This window comes from Deltaproteobacteria bacterium, assembly GCA_016874735.1.
GTDB lineage: Bacteria > Bdellovibrionota_B > Oligoflexia > Oligoflexales > CAIYRB01 > CAIYRB01.
This window is the reverse complement of record VGTI01000003.1, coordinates 189400-206821: the sequence shown is the minus strand read 5'-3', so window position 1 is coordinate 206821 and position 17422 is coordinate 189400. Positions and strand designations below refer to the sequence as shown.

The 17422-nt window shown below is 47.3% G+C and carries 13 protein-coding genes; 4 read left to right on the top strand and 9 right to left on the bottom strand.

Going from position 1 to position 17422, the window contains the following annotated elements; all coding sequences use genetic code 11:
- Positions 1-156 precede the first annotated feature (156 nt).
- Both FJ146_03650 and FJ146_03645 read left to right on the top strand, forming a co-directional pair.
- Positions 157-1212 carry a hypothetical protein gene (locus tag FJ146_03650; protein ID MBM4251042.1) on the top strand — a complete coding sequence of 352 codons (1056 nt, stop codon included), beginning with the start codon at positions 157-159 and terminating at the stop codon, positions 1210-1212.
- Complete coding sequence (locus tag FJ146_03645; protein MBM4251041.1) at positions 1209-2342, top strand: hypothetical protein; 1134 nt, start codon at positions 1209-1211, stop codon at positions 2340-2342. Before FJ146_03650 ends, FJ146_03645 begins: the two co-directional genes overlap by 4 nt.
- A gap of 577 nt (positions 2343-2919) precedes the next feature.
- On the opposite strand, the gene FJ146_03640 is transcribed toward FJ146_03645, so the two are convergent.
- The 9 genes from FJ146_03640 to dnaA all read right to left on the bottom strand — a co-directional run bounded on the left by FJ146_03640 (position 2920) and on the right by dnaA (position 16440).
- Complete coding sequence (locus tag FJ146_03640; GenBank protein ID MBM4251040.1) at positions 2920-4056, bottom strand: FAD-binding oxidoreductase; 1137 nt, start codon at positions 4054-4056, stop codon at positions 2920-2922.
- A gap of 40 nt (positions 4057-4096) precedes the next feature.
- Positions 4097-5176: a serine hydrolase gene (locus tag FJ146_03635; GenBank protein ID MBM4251039.1), complete on the bottom strand. Its 1080-nt coding sequence runs from the start codon at positions 5174-5176 to the stop codon at positions 4097-4099.
- Positions 5154-6593, bottom strand: coding sequence for an Asp-tRNA(Asn)/Glu-tRNA(Gln) amidotransferase subunit GatB (gene gatB, locus FJ146_03630; protein ID MBM4251038.1), 1440 nt, complete (start codon positions 6591-6593; stop codon positions 5154-5156). The genes FJ146_03635 and gatB overlap by 23 nt, the downstream gene beginning before the upstream one ends.
- 10 nt (positions 6594-6603) lie before the next feature.
- Positions 6604-8037: an Asp-tRNA(Asn)/Glu-tRNA(Gln) amidotransferase subunit GatA gene (gene gatA, locus FJ146_03625; protein MBM4251037.1), complete on the bottom strand. Its 1434-nt coding sequence runs from the start codon at positions 8035-8037 to the stop codon at positions 6604-6606.
- A 68-nt stretch (positions 8038-8105) separates the two neighbouring features.
- Positions 8106-8420: an aspartyl/glutamyl-tRNA amidotransferase subunit C gene (locus tag FJ146_03620; GenBank protein MBM4251036.1), complete on the bottom strand. Its 315-nt coding sequence runs from the start codon at positions 8418-8420 to the stop codon at positions 8106-8108.
- Between the two features lies 1 nt (position 8421).
- The gene (gyrA, locus tag FJ146_03615) at positions 8422-10941 is read right to left on the bottom strand and encodes a DNA topoisomerase (ATP-hydrolyzing) subunit A (protein ID MBM4251035.1); all 2520 of its coding nucleotides are present in this window, start codon (positions 10939-10941) and stop codon (positions 8422-8424) included.
- A 10-nt stretch (positions 10942-10951) separates the two neighbouring features.
- Positions 10952-13480 carry a DNA topoisomerase (ATP-hydrolyzing) subunit B gene (gene gyrB / locus FJ146_03610; GenBank protein ID MBM4251034.1) on the bottom strand — a complete coding sequence of 843 codons (2529 nt, stop codon included), beginning with the start codon at positions 13478-13480 and terminating at the stop codon, positions 10952-10954.
- A gap of 19 nt (positions 13481-13499) precedes the next feature.
- The gene (gene dnaN / locus FJ146_03605) at positions 13500-14627 is read right to left on the bottom strand and encodes a DNA polymerase III subunit beta (protein ID MBM4251033.1); all 1128 of its coding nucleotides are present in this window, start codon (positions 14625-14627) and stop codon (positions 13500-13502) included.
- A gap of 301 nt (positions 14628-14928) precedes the next feature.
- A complete protein-coding gene (dnaA, locus tag FJ146_03600) occupies positions 14929-16440 on the bottom strand; it encodes a chromosomal replication initiator protein DnaA (protein ID MBM4251032.1) in 1512 nt (503 codons plus the stop codon).
- Between the two features lie 194 nt (positions 16441-16634).
- On the opposite strand from dnaA, the gene FJ146_03595 reads away from it, so the two are divergent.
- Together FJ146_03595 and FJ146_03590 are read left to right on the top strand one after the other, a co-directional pair.
- Complete coding sequence (locus tag FJ146_03595; protein ID MBM4251031.1) at positions 16635-16910, top strand: hypothetical protein; 276 nt, start codon at positions 16635-16637, stop codon at positions 16908-16910.
- 31 nt (positions 16911-16941) lie between these two features.
- Positions 16942-17304, top strand: a complete 363-nt coding sequence (locus FJ146_03590; protein ID MBM4251030.1) for a hypothetical protein — start codon at positions 16942-16944, stop codon at positions 17302-17304.
- Positions 17305-17422 lie beyond the last annotated feature (118 nt).

Below are 17422 nucleotides of genomic sequence, written 5' to 3'. Positions count from 1 at the left end.
TCTTCTAGGACAGGCATGGGCAATAGCGCGCCAAGGCAACTTCATGGGCTATCTGCTTTGTTAGCAATTGGTAGCTTGTTGTTTTTTTCTACTTCATGCAGCTGGATGACGACCAGGGTCAGGGATAACCGGTCAGCGACTCAGCCAAGTCTGGTTGTGAGTAACAGCGTATTTTTAGATCGAACCGGAAACGGTGATACCGCCAAAATACAGTTCAAAACCTCTGCCGATGCACTGTGTAAACTTGCCATCTACGCCCAAGATCCCAGTCGTACCCCAACCGAGTCCGCCCCGACCATGATTCGGTGCTCCAGTCCTAACGAGCCGCGGCAGGCGTTTGTCGAAAGCATATCAGGACTACGTCAGGACACACTTTATTATGTCAATATATTTAGTTGGTTGCCATCTCAGAAAGAGGGTGGCGCTACGGTCCTACGTGTGCGCGAGACGGCTGATGTACCCAGTATGGTGGTTGGGGATCCCAACGGCTCCATGAAAAGCCTTATGATCGCGCGTCTAGATGTCCCTTTGAAGGCAGCCGAGATCTTTCGTCACCAGCCAACAGAAGCCTTCGTTGCCTCCACGGTTAAAACTCAAATCATGCAACCCATGGGCTGTCATCAAGGCTTACCTCAGCTGCAAAACAACTTTCGCCACCCCGATCCAAATGTAGCGATTCAAAATTTGGTGACCCGAGATTTTGCAGCGGCAAACGCTAAGTCTCATCTCGAATACGGCAATCGTCTTCAACTCAGCTATGGGTCCGTCAACGTGGGAATGAATCGATGGACTCTGCTTTTTCAAAATGGTGGAACGGACGTCGAGGTCCCCGTTCAGCCAATAAATCAGCTGTTATCTGTCGAGGTAGAATCGAAATCAATCATCAGCCTAGAAAATCCATCTTTATTGACACCAGTAGAAGTGCTGGCCATCGATTCCTCAAAGCCCCTAAAATTTTCTTGGACTGTAGGCAACACACTTCTAGACCCCTCCTATTTCATCGTTCAGATCGGCAATCTTAATAATTCCGGGTCTCTCTACTGTGTGTTTAATGCCAATACTGGAACCGCGATGATCGAACCAGAAATGCTACAAAAACTCGAAGATGGGTCCTTAGATTTACAAGCTAAGCTGATCACTAACCAATTAAAAGTTAAAGAGGGTTGGTTGATCACAATCACGGATTGGCGCATGGGACGTTTGACAAAATGAAGAGAATCATCCTTAATTTTTCATTACTCGCATTTCTTTTAGTGACTGTATTTATTCAGAGCGCTAGAGCGGCAACTATAAATGCCGTAAGTGCATCGAAAAGCATGATCTCCTTAACAGTCAGTCCTGACGAGAGCTTTAATGCAAAGGACCGAATCTGTGTATTGAGCCCTAAAAAGAAAAAATTGGCGTGCGGCGTCGTAGTGAAAGTCAAGGGCGGTACTAAAATCATCGTTAAGGTTACGAACAAAAATGAGCTCGCTAAGCTTAAAAAAGGTTCCAAAGCTAACTTAGAGCTTATGACCGGCAAAGATGCAGGAGGAGGGGAATCAGAGTCGTCTAGTCCCGATACTTCTAGCGGCAAAAAGGCTCCATTTCGGGTCGCTGTAGGTTGGGCTTCTGCAATCATGCTACCTGCTAGTTACAATCAGCTGTCGTACTTGCCTCCTGAGGGCGAGACCCCAACAACAATCTGGAAATCTGAGTCCGTCTTGTCTAGTGGAATATTGCCACCATCTTACATTGGTTTTGCCGGCGAAATCGGTATCCCGATCGGCACAAAAGCACTATCAATCGGCGGAAAATTCCAGGTTTTTCAATCGACAATCTTCTCCTCGAACTACGAAGTAGAACTAACCGATCCCTATGTCTCAACCCAAACATCTGGCAGTGCATTTGGGGCATGGGCAGACTTCACCTTTCTGAGAAAAAACGTCTCCCAGAAACTTGCATTCAATGCCTACAGTGGACTCGGGTTTGATTTGTATTCCGTGTCTGTTAAATCAAAAAAACTAACTGACACTGCGCCAAGCCAACAGCTCGCTGAGTTGAGTCTTGCTGACGCGACCATCGAGGGTACACCAATCATAACGGGATCGGGAAAACTTGGTTTGATTTCTCTCAGAGCGGGAGCGCGCGTAGATTTTCAAATTGTAAAACACGTCGGTCTTTCTCTTGGATCTACAGCGATCATTCCTCTAGTTGCGCCAATGAATTCGGTTTCCGTCGAAGTTGTGGATGGCGAAGATAGAGGTATTGCCGACCCTCAGGCAGACTTCCAACAAGGCCTCGGACTCACTAAAAAGTCCTTCGCTCTGGATATTTTGATCGGGGCGTTCGCGAGTTTCTAGGAGATGCGGATCCTCTTATCGCTCCCCATGATAAGCTCTCCACGGCCTTAGTGGTCGTGACGCTAGGTTTAACTGTGGCGACGAGCGACGAGCATATGATATGCCGCTCGACTCGCTTGTCCGATTGCTAAAAACATAGCCTATACCTCCCAGCGTCCTATCGGCACAGAGGGCGTAAGCTAGGGAATGAGCAGATCTAGGTAAGGATTTGGCTAGCTGTAGTCAGCCCCGGATCCCCGATCAAAAAAAGGGGCGGCAAAAAATGCCGGGATCAGTACAAATTTTATCCATTTCCGATTAAAATTTCGGATAAGCGCCCATATTTGCGATAAGTCCAAACGTTGATCACCGAGGAGACATCAGCTTTATTGCCCTATTCAAAGGCGTCAACGCTCCAGCGAAATCAGAGGACTATTCGCACTCAACCAAACTTATGGCCGTGATTGTGACAACTACTCTTTGAGAAAATGACAAGGTACTCATCGGCGAACCTATGTACCACCCAGTCCAACGCAAGCGCAAAAAAAAGCCTCTTGAACAAAGTTTGCACAAAAAAGCGTAGTAAGGTCGTCGCAAGCTAGTCAAAATTAACACGCAAAGCTGACATAGGCTGTGGAAAACCTGTTGATACGGATGTGGAAAAATCCATCAAGCTGGCTAAATTATTGGCAAATAAGTGGGCGAGCTGCAATCCGTTCTTATAAAAACCTAGTGCCACCCAAAGGCGTCGCGGCATAGGGGCTGGAAATTCAACGGAACCAATACCGGGTGTTCTTGACTTAAAACGGCCGCGAATACCCCAAACACTGCCCATTACCGAGGGCGTGATCAAATTCTGAACCTCTTGGCGCAAGATCTCTATGGACTGCTCATTCGATGCACAAAAAGACAAAGCAGATTGAGACCTAGAGCTGGATCCATAAAGGAAACGGGTACCATCGATAACGAGATTAATTTTACCAAGCTTCAATGTCATAAAATCGTCTACTTCGAGCGATCCAGTCAGAGTTTCCCCCTCGACAAGGTCTTGGCGCATCCCCTGAAAGCCAGAGCGTTCCAGGATTTCATTAGCAAAAACCCCCGTAGCAAGGACAGCTTCCTCCGATTGGATTCTTTGACCATTAAATAGGCAAATTAGCAGACCATTATCGATTGCCGGTACGACGGAATGAACTAAACCCTCAAGAAAATTGACGCCACTGAGGCGCAAATAACTCTCAAGAGCATCGAGTGTGTCAGAGGGATCAAACCAAAGGTCCTGATAATAGTGAAACGCTCCGATTGCCTGACTATTTAGTTTTGATTGGTGGGGAAAAAGTTGCTTTAAGGCTTGGCCATCAACCACTGCAACATTTTTGCAGCCTGTGAATTGCCTGTGGAAAACTCGCTCTCTTACCTGGCGGTAAGAGCTCACACTTGGAAAAGGCTCAAATGCACCGCCAAAATTTCTAGATATTCGATGGTTAGAGATGCGCTCTAAGCGCTCCAACCAAGGCTTCAACCCTTGATGACCTGATATTTTCAAACCGAAGAAGGGGTTCTGGGCAACCACATTGCCTTTGAGCGTTGAGGTACCAACTGCAGCGCGACTCGCCGCGCCCAGTACTATCTGCGGACCTATAACAGTTACCTGCCATCCGCGCTCCAGTAAGGCCTGAGCCACTGTCAGCCCTATAATGCCCCTGCCTATCACACTGACTTGACGCTTGCTCATACTGCGTAGACCAATTAGCCCGATCTTTCAGGGCTCTAAATCAAATGGCAGCGAGCTCTGCAAATATTTCCTGCCGCATAGAGGCAATTCCAGGGTTTTGACGCCCGCTCCTGACACGATTGGTCAGCAACATGACATATTCGCGCGTCTCGGGCCACAACCAAAAGGCTACACCGGTGAACCCCATGTGCCCAATTGCAGCACCATTGCCGAAGGGTAGGGAGGTTGGGTCCGCTCCCTGTCTCCACCCTAGCAGACTAGCATTTGGAGGATTTTTAATGGGCAATTCTCGACGTCGTGAGTTTTCTTCCAAGATCTGTTGACCTATTGGGCTTGCGAATAGCTTGTGCAAGTAGAAAACCAAGTCCCTACCGCTCCCAAACAACCCGGCATGCCCTGCTATGCCGCCAAGTGCGGCACAATTCTCGTCGTGAACTTGCCCTACCAGATCAATATCCCTCAGCTTACACCATGAAGTCGGTACGGCCCTGTGACGTTCAGAATTAGCGACACCAAACCTCAATTCGGGATCAGGATCACTGGAACACTTCGAAGCGAATTGGCCGAAAATAGAGGAAAGATCTTGAGCTCTCAGCACCTCCAGAATATATCCCAGCAGTATAAATCCAACGTCGCTATATACATCCACACCGCTGGCCACCTTCGCTGTTACCGCTCGATTTAGACCGTCTACCATCAACTGACGACGATTGAAATCATCCCTCAAAGCAGAGGGACTATCGATGCCAAGATGGCAAATCCAAAAATTGCGCCAAGCTGGCAAGCCTGATCTGTGCGCTAGTAATTCGTCTATTCTAATATCAAGTATGCGTGGATTGAGTTTATGCTCATACCCCCGCATCCATTCCTCGATGCTCGCACTAAGTGGCAATGCAAGATCGTTCGCTGCCTGGAAAACCAAAGGTGTTGTAACTAAAGCTTTAGTCAGACTAGCAAGGTCGAAAATCGACCGTTGCTCGGGTAAATGCTCGTATTCAAAACAAGGCGTAACGGTGTCAAGTGACCCTCGAGCACAGTATCCATGCGTAAAGAGTCCTCGCTTGAGGTAGTCGGCGAAAATAACAGCGATTCTGGATTTAGTTGTGCTCACGACGCTGATCCAGTTTTTTCAAGAGAATTGAGTTAACCAACCCGGGATTCATCTTGCCCTTGCTTGCCCTCATAATCTGGCCAACAAAGAATCCTAATACCTTATCTTTACCGGAAAGATACTGCGTCACTTGCTCAGGATTTTCCTCAATAACTTGATCCACGATCTTTGCTATAGCTCCCTCGTCACTAACCTGAACTAAACCTAATTTATCCACTATTAGTGCCGGATTTTCTCCACTTTTGACCATTTCTTCGAAAACGACTTTGGCTATTTTACTTGATACGGTGCCGATACCAATTAACTTAAGGAGACCGGCTAGCGACTCGTAAGGAATGACTGGGTTACTCATGTTCCAGTTTTGTTCACTTGCCAAAGGAATGACTTCACCTATGACCCAATTAGCCACAATTTTGCTAGAAACCGAGTTCTCACAAGCAAGCACTACTTGCTCAAAGTAATGGGCAACAACTTTATCTTGGGTCAACAGGTGAGCATCATGGTCAGGAAGCGTATATTGCTCCGCAATTCGCGATGCCATGGCCAAAGGTAATTCCGGCAATGCGGCCGTAATAGTTTTAATTCGCTCTTTCGAAATCCGTAGGAATGGGAGGTCAGGATCGGGAAAATACCGGTAATCATGACTTTCCTCTTTACTGCGCATTGGTATAGTGCGTCCCAATTCTGCGTCAAAAAGCAAAGTCTGCTGAATTACTGGCATTCCGTTGATGATCAACTCTCGTTGACGTTCAATTTCAAAATTTATCGCACGCTCTACATACCTAAACGAGTTTAGGTTCTTAATCTCGCACCGCGTGCCAAGCACTGAACTACCAACAGGCTTCAGCGACACGTTAGCATCGCAGCGAAAAGAGCCTTCTTCTAAGTTACCGTCACTTATCCCTAGATGACGTACTAGAGACCTGAGGCTTCTTAGGTAGGCTGCAGCTTCGGCAGCAGACCTTATCGTTGGCTTGCTTACGATTTCAACGAGAGGCATACCCGCTCTGTTATAGTCAATGTGACTGCTATCGCGAGCGTGAACATTCTTCCCGGCATCTTCTTCAATATGAATTCTGATTAGCTCGACCCTGGTCTCCTTATCAACCTGGACTACACCGCCCTCACAATATGGCTGCTCAAACTGAGTAATCTGATAACCCTTAGGCAAATCTGGATAGAAATATTGCTTGCGAGCAAAGGTACTCTGCTCATTGATACGACCACCAACGGCAATAGCTAATTTTATGGCGTAATGAACGGCAGTCTTATTGAGTACCGGTAGCGTCCCTGGCATTCCCAAACAGACTTCGCATACTTGATGGTTGGCATCCGCTCCGAAAACGGTGGAACATGCACAGAATAGTTTGGAATTAGTGGCTAATTGACAATGTACTTCAAGACCGATAATGGGCTCAAATTGCACTTATCATACCTCACAATGACGGCTGCCGTTGAAGGTGTAAACCTACACTACGTTCGTAGGCCCTAGCAGTGGTCAGTAAATTTTTTTCGGACAGAGGTCGTCCAATGATCTGCATTCCTATAGGGAGATTACTTTTATCCCAACCGCAAGGAACCGATAGTGCTGGTAAGCCTGCTAGATTTACTCCTAAAGTACAAATATCACCCAAGTACATGGTTAAAGGATCATTTATCTTTTCACCAAGCCTAAAAGCCGTGGTAGGCGCAACTGGTGACAGCAGAAAATCTGCTTCCTCGAGCGCTTTATTAAACTCGTGCGCAATTAACCTACGAGCCTGAGTGGCTTTTCCATAGTAGGCATCATAATATCCCGAGGATAGTGCAAATGTACCAAGCATGATTCGCTGTTTGACCTCACGACCGAAGCCCTCTTGGCGCGATTTTTTGTATAAATCTTTTAGGCTCGTGACTGGCTCCTGAGTCCTATGCCCATAACGAATCCCGTCGTAGCGCGCCAAATTTGCAGATGCCTCGGCAGTCGCAATTAAATAATATGAAGACACGCTATACTTTAACGAAGGGATCGAAACTTCACGTATTTCGGCCCCTAGCTTGCGCAGTGCATCGGCGGCTTCCTGGATTGCCGCATTTATTGACGTATCTAGACCTGTTGCAAAAAGCTCTTTAATCAACCCGATTTTTGTACCGTTGAGGTTTGGTTCGTAGCGAATAAGTTCTTCACAAACATTTGTTGAATCTAAGACACGACTAGTGCTGTCTCGTGGATCGTGGCCACTGATGACATCGTGGACTAACGCAAGATCGCAAATATCGCGCGCAAAAGGTCCGATTTGATCTAGTGACGAAGCATAGGAGACGAGCCCGAACCTGCTGACGGTCCCGTAAGTTGGTTTTAGTCCGTAGATCCCGCAAAAGGCTGCTGGTTGTCTGATCGAACCACCGGTATCTGAACCTAATGCCACAGGAGCTAGGTCCGCTGCTACGGCGGCTGCCGAGCCACCAGAAGAACCTCCCGGGACACGAGTTAAGTCCCAGGGATTTAGAGTGGGACCAAAACTTGAGTTTTCGCTGGAACTACCCATAGCGAACTCATCTAGATTGGTTTTTCCAAAGATAATTGCACCGGCATGACGCAGCCTCGCTACTACGTGAGCATCAAACGGTGGACGAAAATTTTCCAGCATCTTTGATGCACAGGTCGTAGGCATATCACGAGTACAGATATTGTCTTTAACAAGGATCGGGACACCAGCCATAGGCAGGTGCTCGCGGGCTAATAATCGCTTTTCAAGTTCTCTCGTTTGAATCTCGACGGATTTCACTTGATGATAGGTATGAGAATTGATTCGGTCGGCGATTTGCTTGGTCCGATTCAAGTAGAAAGCGACAACTTCACTCACCGCGAGGTCACCCGACCTCACCATGCTGCTAATTTTTAGGGCAGACGCCTGGTATGGCTGGAGGGGTGAATTCTGAGTCAAACTGTCGCTCCCTAGTCAATCACTCTGGGCACTGAAAAAGCAGTGCCTTCGGTCTTTGTAGCATTTCCCAATGCTAGCTCTGGCGGGAGAGATGCTAAGCATTGGTCCTCGCGCTCGAGTTCTTGGCTTTCAAAGGCAAACCTCTCAGTTTGATCTGCAGTCTTTTGCTCGGCTTTAAGGTCACGAAGATCAACGGCATACCTTAGTATGCGCGTTAGTTGAGTCTGAAAGCCTATAAGCTCCGCTGCAGAAAGTTGGAGATTTGCAAGATCTGCAACTTTTGCAACCGTACTTTCATCGACACTAAAATCTGTGGTCTCAGCCAAACTAGACCTCTTCTCCCTCTAGTTTTTGCACTTTGCAAAGGCTGATTACTTTTTCCCCAGATTCAACCGACATAAGCCTTACGCCCTGAGTGACGCGACCAATCACTCCCACTTCATTGACGTTGAATCTAGTGATTTTTCCTGACGAAGTCATGACCATCAAATCATCATTTTCGTCTACTTGCAGGATACCCACCACCAGTCCGTTTCTCTCCGTAACTTTGATGGTAAAAATACCTTTGCCACCGCGAGACTGCACTCTGTACTCCTCAAGAGGAGTCCTTTTCCCGTAACCTCCCTCACAAACAGAGAGAATCGTGAAGTTCCCGCGGATGATTTCCATGCCAATTACGCGATCCGGCTCATTTGGAAGCCCGCCAATACCCATATCTTCTGGAGTTCCTAGGCTATCTACCCCAGGCTCGGAACTGTCGCTCCCTTCTCCGAACCTTATGCCGACGACGCCTCTTGATGCCCGACCAGTTGGGCGAATTTCTTCCTCATTGAAGCGAATGGCCTTACCCCAACGAGTAGCAATTAATATCTCGTTGTTTCCATCAGTGATTGCACAACTCACCAAGGAATCGCCGTCGTCTAGCTTGAGGCCTATGATTCCTGATGACCTAACATTAGAGTAGGCCATCAAGTCTGTTTTCTTCACAAAGCCATGAGCGGTCACAGATACAATGAAGTGACCTTCTTTAAACTCTTTTAGTGGCAACACGGAAACAATCTTTTCGCCCTCTGTCAGTTTACAGAGGCTAGCGAAGTGCTTACCGCGGGACCTTAATGGTAACTCTGGCAGCTGATAAACCTTGAGCTCGAACACACGCCCTATATTTGAGAAACACAGTAAAGTTTGATGATTGCTCGTCATGAAGACACTACTGACCACGTCTTCTTCACGAGTCAACATTCCCGCTTTACCCTTACCCCCGCGACGCTGTGCCCTGATATCCTCAAGTGGAGTCCGCTTCACATAGCCTGTGTGAGACACCGTTACAGCTACTTCTTCGTCGGCGACAAGGCTTTCCATCGTAAATTCATCGGCGGCGGATGCAATAATTTCAGTACGCCTCTGATCGCCGTGATTTTCACGTAGAAACTTCAGTTCCTCGCGGATCAAACTCGTTACGCGCTCGGGTTTTTCCAAAATATCCTTAAGATCCGCAATAAGCTCCATGACTTCTTTGTACTCTGCAACGATCTTGTCGCGCTCCAGTCCGGTCAGGCGAGCAAGTCTCATTTCGAGAATCGCTTTAGTCTGAATCTCCGTGAGACCAAACTTGGTCGTCAGCTCTCCCGCCGCAATCGCGGGATCACGCGATTTACGAATGATTGCCACAACCTCGTCAATATTTTCGACGGCGATTTTCAAACCTGCGAGTATATGGCCACGTTCTTCTGCTTTTCTTAGTTCATATGCAGTACGACGTAGTACTACTTCGCGGCGATGTTGGTAGAACACTTCAAGAAGTTGCTTAAGGTTGAGTACCCGTGGCGCGCCATTAACGAGGGCTACCACGTTGACCCCAAACGAACTCTGCATCGGAGTTAATTTATAAAGATTATTAAGGATAATGTCCGCATTTTCACCTTTCTTAAGGTCTATGACAACGCGAATGCCGTCCTTATTAGATTCGTCTCGGATGTCGGATATGCCTTCAATTTTCTTGGCGTGGACTAGTTCAGCTATCTTCTCGATGAGACGCGACTTATTGACCTGGTAGGGTATCTCTGAGATGACAATGCGCTCACGACCTGATTTACCAGAGTCTTCGACTATGGCTCTAGCGCGCATGATGACCGATCCATGACCCGTCAGATACGCCTGTTTAATCCCGGTAATTCCGTAGATCAGTCCCGCTGTGGGGAAATCCGGACCCTTAACGTAGTCCATCAACCTATCGATGGAAATCTTGGGGTCTTCAATGAGCGCCTCGAGAGCCTGGACCACCTCTAGCGTATTGTGAGGTGGAATATTGGTGGCCATACCAACCGCAATACCGCTAGCTCCGTTTATAAGAAGCTGAGGTAACCGCGACGGCATAACCACTGGCTCAAATTCTTTTCCGTCGTAGTTTGGTACAAAATTGACAGTTTCCTTATCGATGTCGGCAATCAATAAGTCAGCAATCTTCTCCAACCTGGCTTCGGTGTAACGCATCGCGGCGGCGCTATCGCCGTCTATTGAGCCAAAGTTACCCTGACCATCGATCAGAGGATATCTAAGACTGAAATCCTGCGCCAGTCGCACTAAGGCCTCGTAAACCGAGGAATCGCCATGGGGATGGAAGCGGCCGAGTACGTCACCGACAATCCGAGCTGATTTTAGATAGGGGCGATTATGGAAGTTACGAAGCTGATACATGGCATAAAGAATACGCCTTTGCACCGGCTTTAGACCGTCTCTGGCATCTGGCAGCGCCCGAGACACAATGACGCTCATCGAATAATCAAGAAACGCAGACCGCATTTCTTCTTCGATTTTTATCGGGACTATGTGTTTAATTTGTTCCATGCTAGTTCCCTCAGACGTCCAAGTTACGGACGTTCAGCGCATTTTTCTGGATAAAATCACGACGTGGTTCGACATCATCGCCCATTAGGGTAGAGAAGATGTGATCAGCTTCCATCGCGTCATCGACTTCAACATTCAACAAGGTTCGCTTCGTTGGATCCATTGTGGTTTCCTCCAACTGCTCCGCATTCATCTCGCCAAGGCCTTTGTATCGCTGGATATAAGCGCCTTTTCTTCCCTCTTGCTCGATGAAAACTTTCAAATCGTAAAGATTGGCTAGGGTGCCTACGTCAGCATCAGCTGCGACTATGAGATCCTTAGCGTCTTCATTATCGCCGGTGTTATCAACTTCCACCGGTTCTTTACCGGTTGCCTTAGCCTTCTTCAGCCGGCTGAATGTGAAAGGAGCGACTGCTACCTCCTGCATTTGTTTACTTATGCGACGGAGTTCTACGATTTCACCCGACCCAAATAAACCAGAGTCGATGATAGATGTCTGGGGTAAATCACGGATGCGAGTCTCTAAGACAATTTGATAACGACTGTGTTCAGCATCAAATGTCACGCGATCGGTAACAAAAAGTCTTTGACCAGAAAGTTTCGAGCCCAAATTTGATTTAATACGTTCAACTAGAACCTTTGCGGCCCCTTCATCAGCCAACGCTTGGGGGCCGATATCCTCGTGTTCAATAAAAAACTGAATTAATTCGCGTGGTTTTCGTCGGCTACTTAAATCCATCAGTTCGTTATAACGAGACAGCTTGGCGATCAGACTTGAAATCACACCACGATCGATATCTTTACCGTTAGCATCTTTCAGGTGCAGGTTGGTCATACCAGCATCAATCAAAAACGAAAGTAATGCCGCGTCATCCTTCAGATAACGCTCAATTTTACCTTTACGGTATTTGTACAGGGGCGGTTGGGCAATATAGAGGTACCCACGTTCTATAATCTCTGGCATTTGACGAAAGAAAAACGTCAGCAATAAAGTTCTGATGTGAGCACCGTCAACGTCGGCATCGGTCATCAAAATGATCTTATGATACCTAAGTTTTGTGATGTCAAAATTGTCTTTACCAATACCGGTCCCAAGTGCCTGAATGAGTAGCTTGATCTCTTGCGAAGAAAGCATTTTGTCATAACGAGCTTTCTCAACGTTTAAAATCTTACCTCTTAAAGGCAGTACTGCTTGCGTCCGCTTATCGCGCCCCTGCTTTGCAGAGCCACCGGCTGAATCACCCTCAACCAAGAAGAGTTCGCACTGCTGCGGGTCTTTCTCTTGGCAGTCAGCCATTTTTCCTGGCAGCCCGGCAAAGTCCAGTGCCCCTTTGCGTTGCGTCAATTCACGCGCTTTTTTGGCGGCTAAGCGTGCCCTTGCAGCATCGATGATCTTATTTATAACGCGGCGAACAACCTCTGGATTCTGCTCAAAATAGGCTGTCAGTTTCTCGCCGATGATAGTTTCTACCCAACCTTTGACCTCTGTGTTACCCAGCTTATTTTTGGTTTGACCCTGGAATTCAGGATTTTTGACTTTAACAGCTATGACACCAGTTAGACCCTCCCTGATGTCATCACCCGTGATTCCTTCTTTGAAGGTCTTTAGCATCCCAGTTGATTCGGCAAACTGGTTAACAACTCTGGTCAGAGCTGAACGAAGACCGGTGACATGGGTGCCACCCTCGTTAGTATGAATATTGTTAACGTAAGAATAGAAACTCTCCGAGTACGCGTCGGTCCACTGCAGTGAGCACTCCATCGCAGCTTCAATTTTGCCACCATCAGTGCTTAGTTGAGTGCCTATAATGTATACAGGTTGAGAGTGTAGGGGAGTTCTGCCTTTCGCGAGGTATTCGACGAAAGACAAAAGTCCACCCTCATAATAAAACTCGGCTTCCTGATCAGATGTCTCGTCTTTGAGTGTGATTTTGACGCCTTTGTTTAAAAAGGCCAACTCGCGCAACCTTTTCGTCAGGACTTCGAAACTAAATTTAGTCTCGGGAAATATTTGAGCATCAGGTTTAAAGAAAGTTTGCGTACCACGACTGTCTGTGGCTCCAATCATTTTCACATCGTCATCTGGCTTGCCGCGCTTATACGACTGCATGTAAACCTTGCCGTCCTTGCGCACCTCAACTTTGCACCACTCCGAAAGGGCGTTGACGACTGAAGCACCCACCCCGTGAAGACCACCAGAAAAGGCAAATGCTTTATCATCAAATTTGCCGCCAGCATGAAGCACCGTCATGATGACTTCTAACGCAGATTTGCCACCCTTGTGCTGGTCGACTGGTATACCACGCCCGTTGTCTTTTACACTGCAACTACCATCAATATGAAGTAACACATTGATTTCATTACAATGACCACCCATAGCTTCGTCAATAGAGTTGTCTACTATTTCGTAAACCAAGTGGTGAAGGCCGTCCAGAGACGTAGAGCCAATGTACATGCCTGGTCTTTTACGTACCGCCTCTAAACCCTCAAGCACCTGGATGTTATCGGCAGAATATTCATTCTTCGGCTTATCGGTCATGCTCGCCGCCTTCCTAGACTCAGTCGTTCTGTTTGATCGGCACTAGTACATGCTTGGACCGGCATTCCGCCGGCTCATTTTTTGGCACAATAACTATAGGGTCCTCGTTACTTTCTTCGTTGAAATGGAGGGCCAATTCCTTGCTCTCAGTTGTGGAAAAGATATCCGTTAAGAACTTACCATTGACCGCAATATCAAATTGAGGCCCATGGTAATCCACAAGCGGCACAGTCTCACGACCCTCTGAGCTCCCCATAGTCTTGGAATTGAGGGTAAGGGATGAGTCCGAAAAGCTCAACTGCAAAGCGCGACTTTTATCCGCAGCCAGCAAAACGCGCTTGGTCACATTTTGAAAATGACTTCGCGAAACTACAACTCCCGACAATTTCCTTTGAGGCAGGACTCCCATGTAGTTTGGATAGCGAACGGCAGACAATCTTACAAAGATCTTGTAGCCGGGAACTTCGGCAACCATGGTATTTCCATCCTGAGTAATGGATAACTTAATATGGCTGAAACCCTCCCCACACATCCGATGCAGCTCAGTCATAGTGCGCTTGGATAAGCACACTCCGTTGTCAAGAAAACCTTTGGGGAGTTCTGTTGCGACCTCACAGTAAGACAGACGAAACCCGTCCGTCCCAACTAGGCGGCAGGCATTTTCAGAGGGTTTATGTAAAAACCCGACGGTTCCATAATTGCGCGGTGACTCAGGGACAATACAAAATTGGACCTGATCGATCATGTAGGCCACTTTGGCGGCAGGCAAGTCCGCACTACTATGACACTCAATCACTGGCGGATCAAACCATACAGCTTCATCTAGTAAGGGCAGCTTCATGGTGAATTCTCCAGCATTCCCCGCTGTGATTACCAAGTAAGATGCTTCTCTCTCCAGCTTAACTAGCCCTTCAGGTAGTTCTTTGACAACATCCGAAAATAAGCGAGCTGGGACGAAACATACTCCCCCTTCGGCAAATTCGCAGGCCAGTGAACTGTAGACTGAGAGCACCCTATCCGTGGCTGCAACATGTAACACATTGTCGACGGCATTGAGCCCAATTTGACTCAGACTGCGCTCGGCAATAGCGCCTTGCATCCGATTGGTGGCAGTGCTCAAGAGATGTTTTGGTAGTTGGATTCTCATGGCTCTTTGGAAGCTCCCAAGCTTAGTGGCACTGTTATCTTAAAGAAGTCTATTTTTATCTATATAGCAGTCGTAGTAGTCAGTCTCAGCTATTGTGGATAAAGATATAACCTCATGAAAGCATTTAGGAAAAATAGAAAAAAGCATGTATATGAACAGTGGATAACTTGGTGGATAACTTGAGTACCAAATTGGGGATAATTCTACGTACCTCTTCTATCCACTTTTTACCCACAGGCAATCCATGCATATTCTCAACCTGTTTTGAACAAGTTATTCACAGGATCAAGTGCTCTACGATTTACTGCAGCTGCTCTAAATGCCGTTCGAGAGCGTCAATGTGAGCTTTCAGATCAAGATCTCTGTCCAATGACTCTTCGATCTTTTTGACATTGTGCATGACCGTTGTGTGATCCTTGCCACCAAACTTTTCACCTATATCCGGATAAGAAGCATTGGTCAGCTTGCGTGATAGATACATCGCGATCTGTCTCGGCATAGCGATAGCCCGTTGGCGTCTCTTCGATTTCAAATCTGCCACTTTCATTTGAAAATGCTCGGCAACAGCTTTTTGCACCGTATCGATAGACATTCTTTTAGGGGCTTCACCAAGTACGTCCTTGAATGTCCTAGCGGCTAGATCAAGAGTGATTTCTTCGCCCTGGAGTTTGCCGTAAGCATTGATGCGATGCAGGGCACCCTCTAGTTCGCGTACATTACGCTTGGCATGCTTAGCGATGTACTCGGCCACTTCCGGCCTTAATCTGATACCTAGCTTTTCGGCCTTGCTGTACAGAATGGCGATCCGATGTTCGATACTAGGGGCTTGAATGTCAGCGATGAGGCCCCATTGAAAACGGTTCCGGAGCCTATCTTCGATATCGGGGATATCTTTTGGGAACATGTCAGACGTGATGACAATCTGTTTTTTCGCACCGTAGAGGGTGTTAAATGTGTGAAAGAACTCCTCTTGGGTAGCTTTTTTCCCGGAAATAAATTGGATATCGTCAACCAGAAGTACGTCACAATCTCGGTATTTTTTACGGAAGTCCCACATTTTATTGAAGCGCAAGCAGTAGATTAACTCGTTCATGAAACGCTCGCTGGAAATGTAAGTCACCACAGCGTTTGGCGTATGTCTCAGAACAAGATTGCCCACGGCGTGCAGTAAGTGAGTTTTACCAAGACCTACGCCCCCGTAAATAAACAGTGGGTTGTAAGCCTTTCCAGGATTTTCAGCAGCACTGAGACAAGTCGCCACGGCAAATTGGTTAGAGTCACCCTTGATGAACGATTCGAATGTATAATTAGGGTTAAGATGCCCTTCTGGAGATAGGGACCGGGAAAAAGCCTGACTTCCCTCACCGACAGCCTCTAAACCATCTAGAGAACTCTCGTCAGGTCCAAAGTCTCCGCCAGCTGGTCCCGAGTTGTTCGTGACTCCGTAGTGTGAACCCTCAATAGCCTCACTTCCGGAACCGCTTTTTATCCCGCCTTCCACTTCGATATGGAGGCGAATATGTTCTAGTCCCAGGCTTTCTTTGCATCGCTCTATAAGGTACAAACACTCGTTGCGGAAACCCTGGTAGAACACCAGGTTTGGTAATGTGAGTACGACATCGCCCGCAGCATTTGAAGACCCCTTGATGGGCTTCACCCAGCTAATGTAGGCATCTTCGTCTAAAGTCATGCGCAGCTTACGCTGAATGGCCTGCCAAGGGTCTTCAGCCCACCCACCTTGCAGGTCAGTTGCACCAGACAGCGATAAACCCTCTTCAGCGGGAAACAGAGTTTGCATTCCTGACTTATCCATACAATCGTGACTTCAGCTCAGAGGGTCAATGTTTCAGCGCTTTTTTTCGGAGTAAAGCAGCACCGGAAGCTACCATAGGCATCAACACGGGAGCAAGTCTTTTGTATACAAAATTACCTAAAGATTCCAGTATCTTAAAGCGTTGCTGATAAGAGTTACCCACAGCCTGGAATTGAATTTGTCGGAGGTCAAGTTTGGCTAATTTAGGAAAAGCTTTCACGTATTTGATAGCCGCTCAAGTACAAGCAGTAACTTTCGTACTAATGGCCTATTGGGTTGGTGATTGGCTGAACAAGAACCATCCAGCCGCATTTAACTGGTACATTGTGACATTTGTGGTCGGAGTTTTAGGTATTGCGCAGACCTTCTATGTGGTGATACGCGCCGCAATGTCTCAAGGACAAGATGGAGTTGAATCAACAAAAGATGGCCCCGACAAGACGTCCCGCAAAGACAGACCGGTTGAATGAGCGGCTGACTAAAACGCATCGAGGAGGTGTGTTGCTAATAGTCGCGTTTGTCGTAGTGGCAGTAATGCTGTCCGAAGTTCGTCTGCAGGCTGTCCTAGCTGGTGCAGTCACTTTTGCGCTGAACGCATATGCCATTTCTTACATGGCTAAGCGGTTGTTGCGAAGCAGCCAATTCGATCCGCTTGATGGCAACTCAACTCGCAACACTGGCTTTCTGATTCTTGCTCTTTTGGTAAAAATTTTTGGCCTCGGTGCGTGCAGCTACCTCAGTCTCATCGTAGTTCAATTAAGCCCATTTTATTTTGTCGGAGGAGCTGTTTCTGTATTGGTCGCTTTCTCGTTGTGGCGGCTCTTTAATTACCGTAACCCTCGCGTGAAGAATGCTATTCCATAAATTTGTAGAGTGGCAAGTTGGCATCACGGATGCAGGTCGCTTCACTTTTTGCTATCAAAGACGAGTGATCTAGGTTAGTAGAACTCTCCGTTTGGCAAGTTGACAAGTCGTCTCAGTT

Excerpts from the sequence above, each read along its gene's own strand:
- FJ146_03645 (MBM4251041.1), top strand. The coding sequence starts at position 1,209 with ATGAAGAGAATCATCCTTAATTTTTCATTACTCGCATTTCTTTTAGTG.
- FJ146_03640 (MBM4251040.1), bottom strand. The coding sequence starts at position 4,056 with ATGAGCAAGCGTCAAGTCAGTGTGATAGGCAGGGGCATTATAGGGCTG.
- gatA (MBM4251037.1), bottom strand. The coding sequence starts at position 8,037 with ATGGTGAGGTCGGGTGACCTCGCGGTGAGTGAAGTTGTCGCTTTCTAC.
- gyrA (MBM4251035.1), bottom strand. The coding sequence starts at position 10,941 with ATGGAACAAATTAAACACATAGTCCCGATAAAAATCGAAGAAGAAATG.
- gyrB (MBM4251034.1), bottom strand. The coding sequence starts at position 13,480 with ATGACCGATAAGCCGAAGAATGAATATTCTGCCGATAACATCCAGGTG.
- dnaN (MBM4251033.1), bottom strand. The coding sequence starts at position 14,627 with ATGAGAATCCAACTACCAAAACATCTCTTGAGCACTGCCACCAATCGG.
- dnaA (MBM4251032.1), bottom strand. The coding sequence starts at position 16,440 with ATGGATAAGTCAGGAATGCAAACTCTGTTTCCCGCTGAAGAGGGTTTA.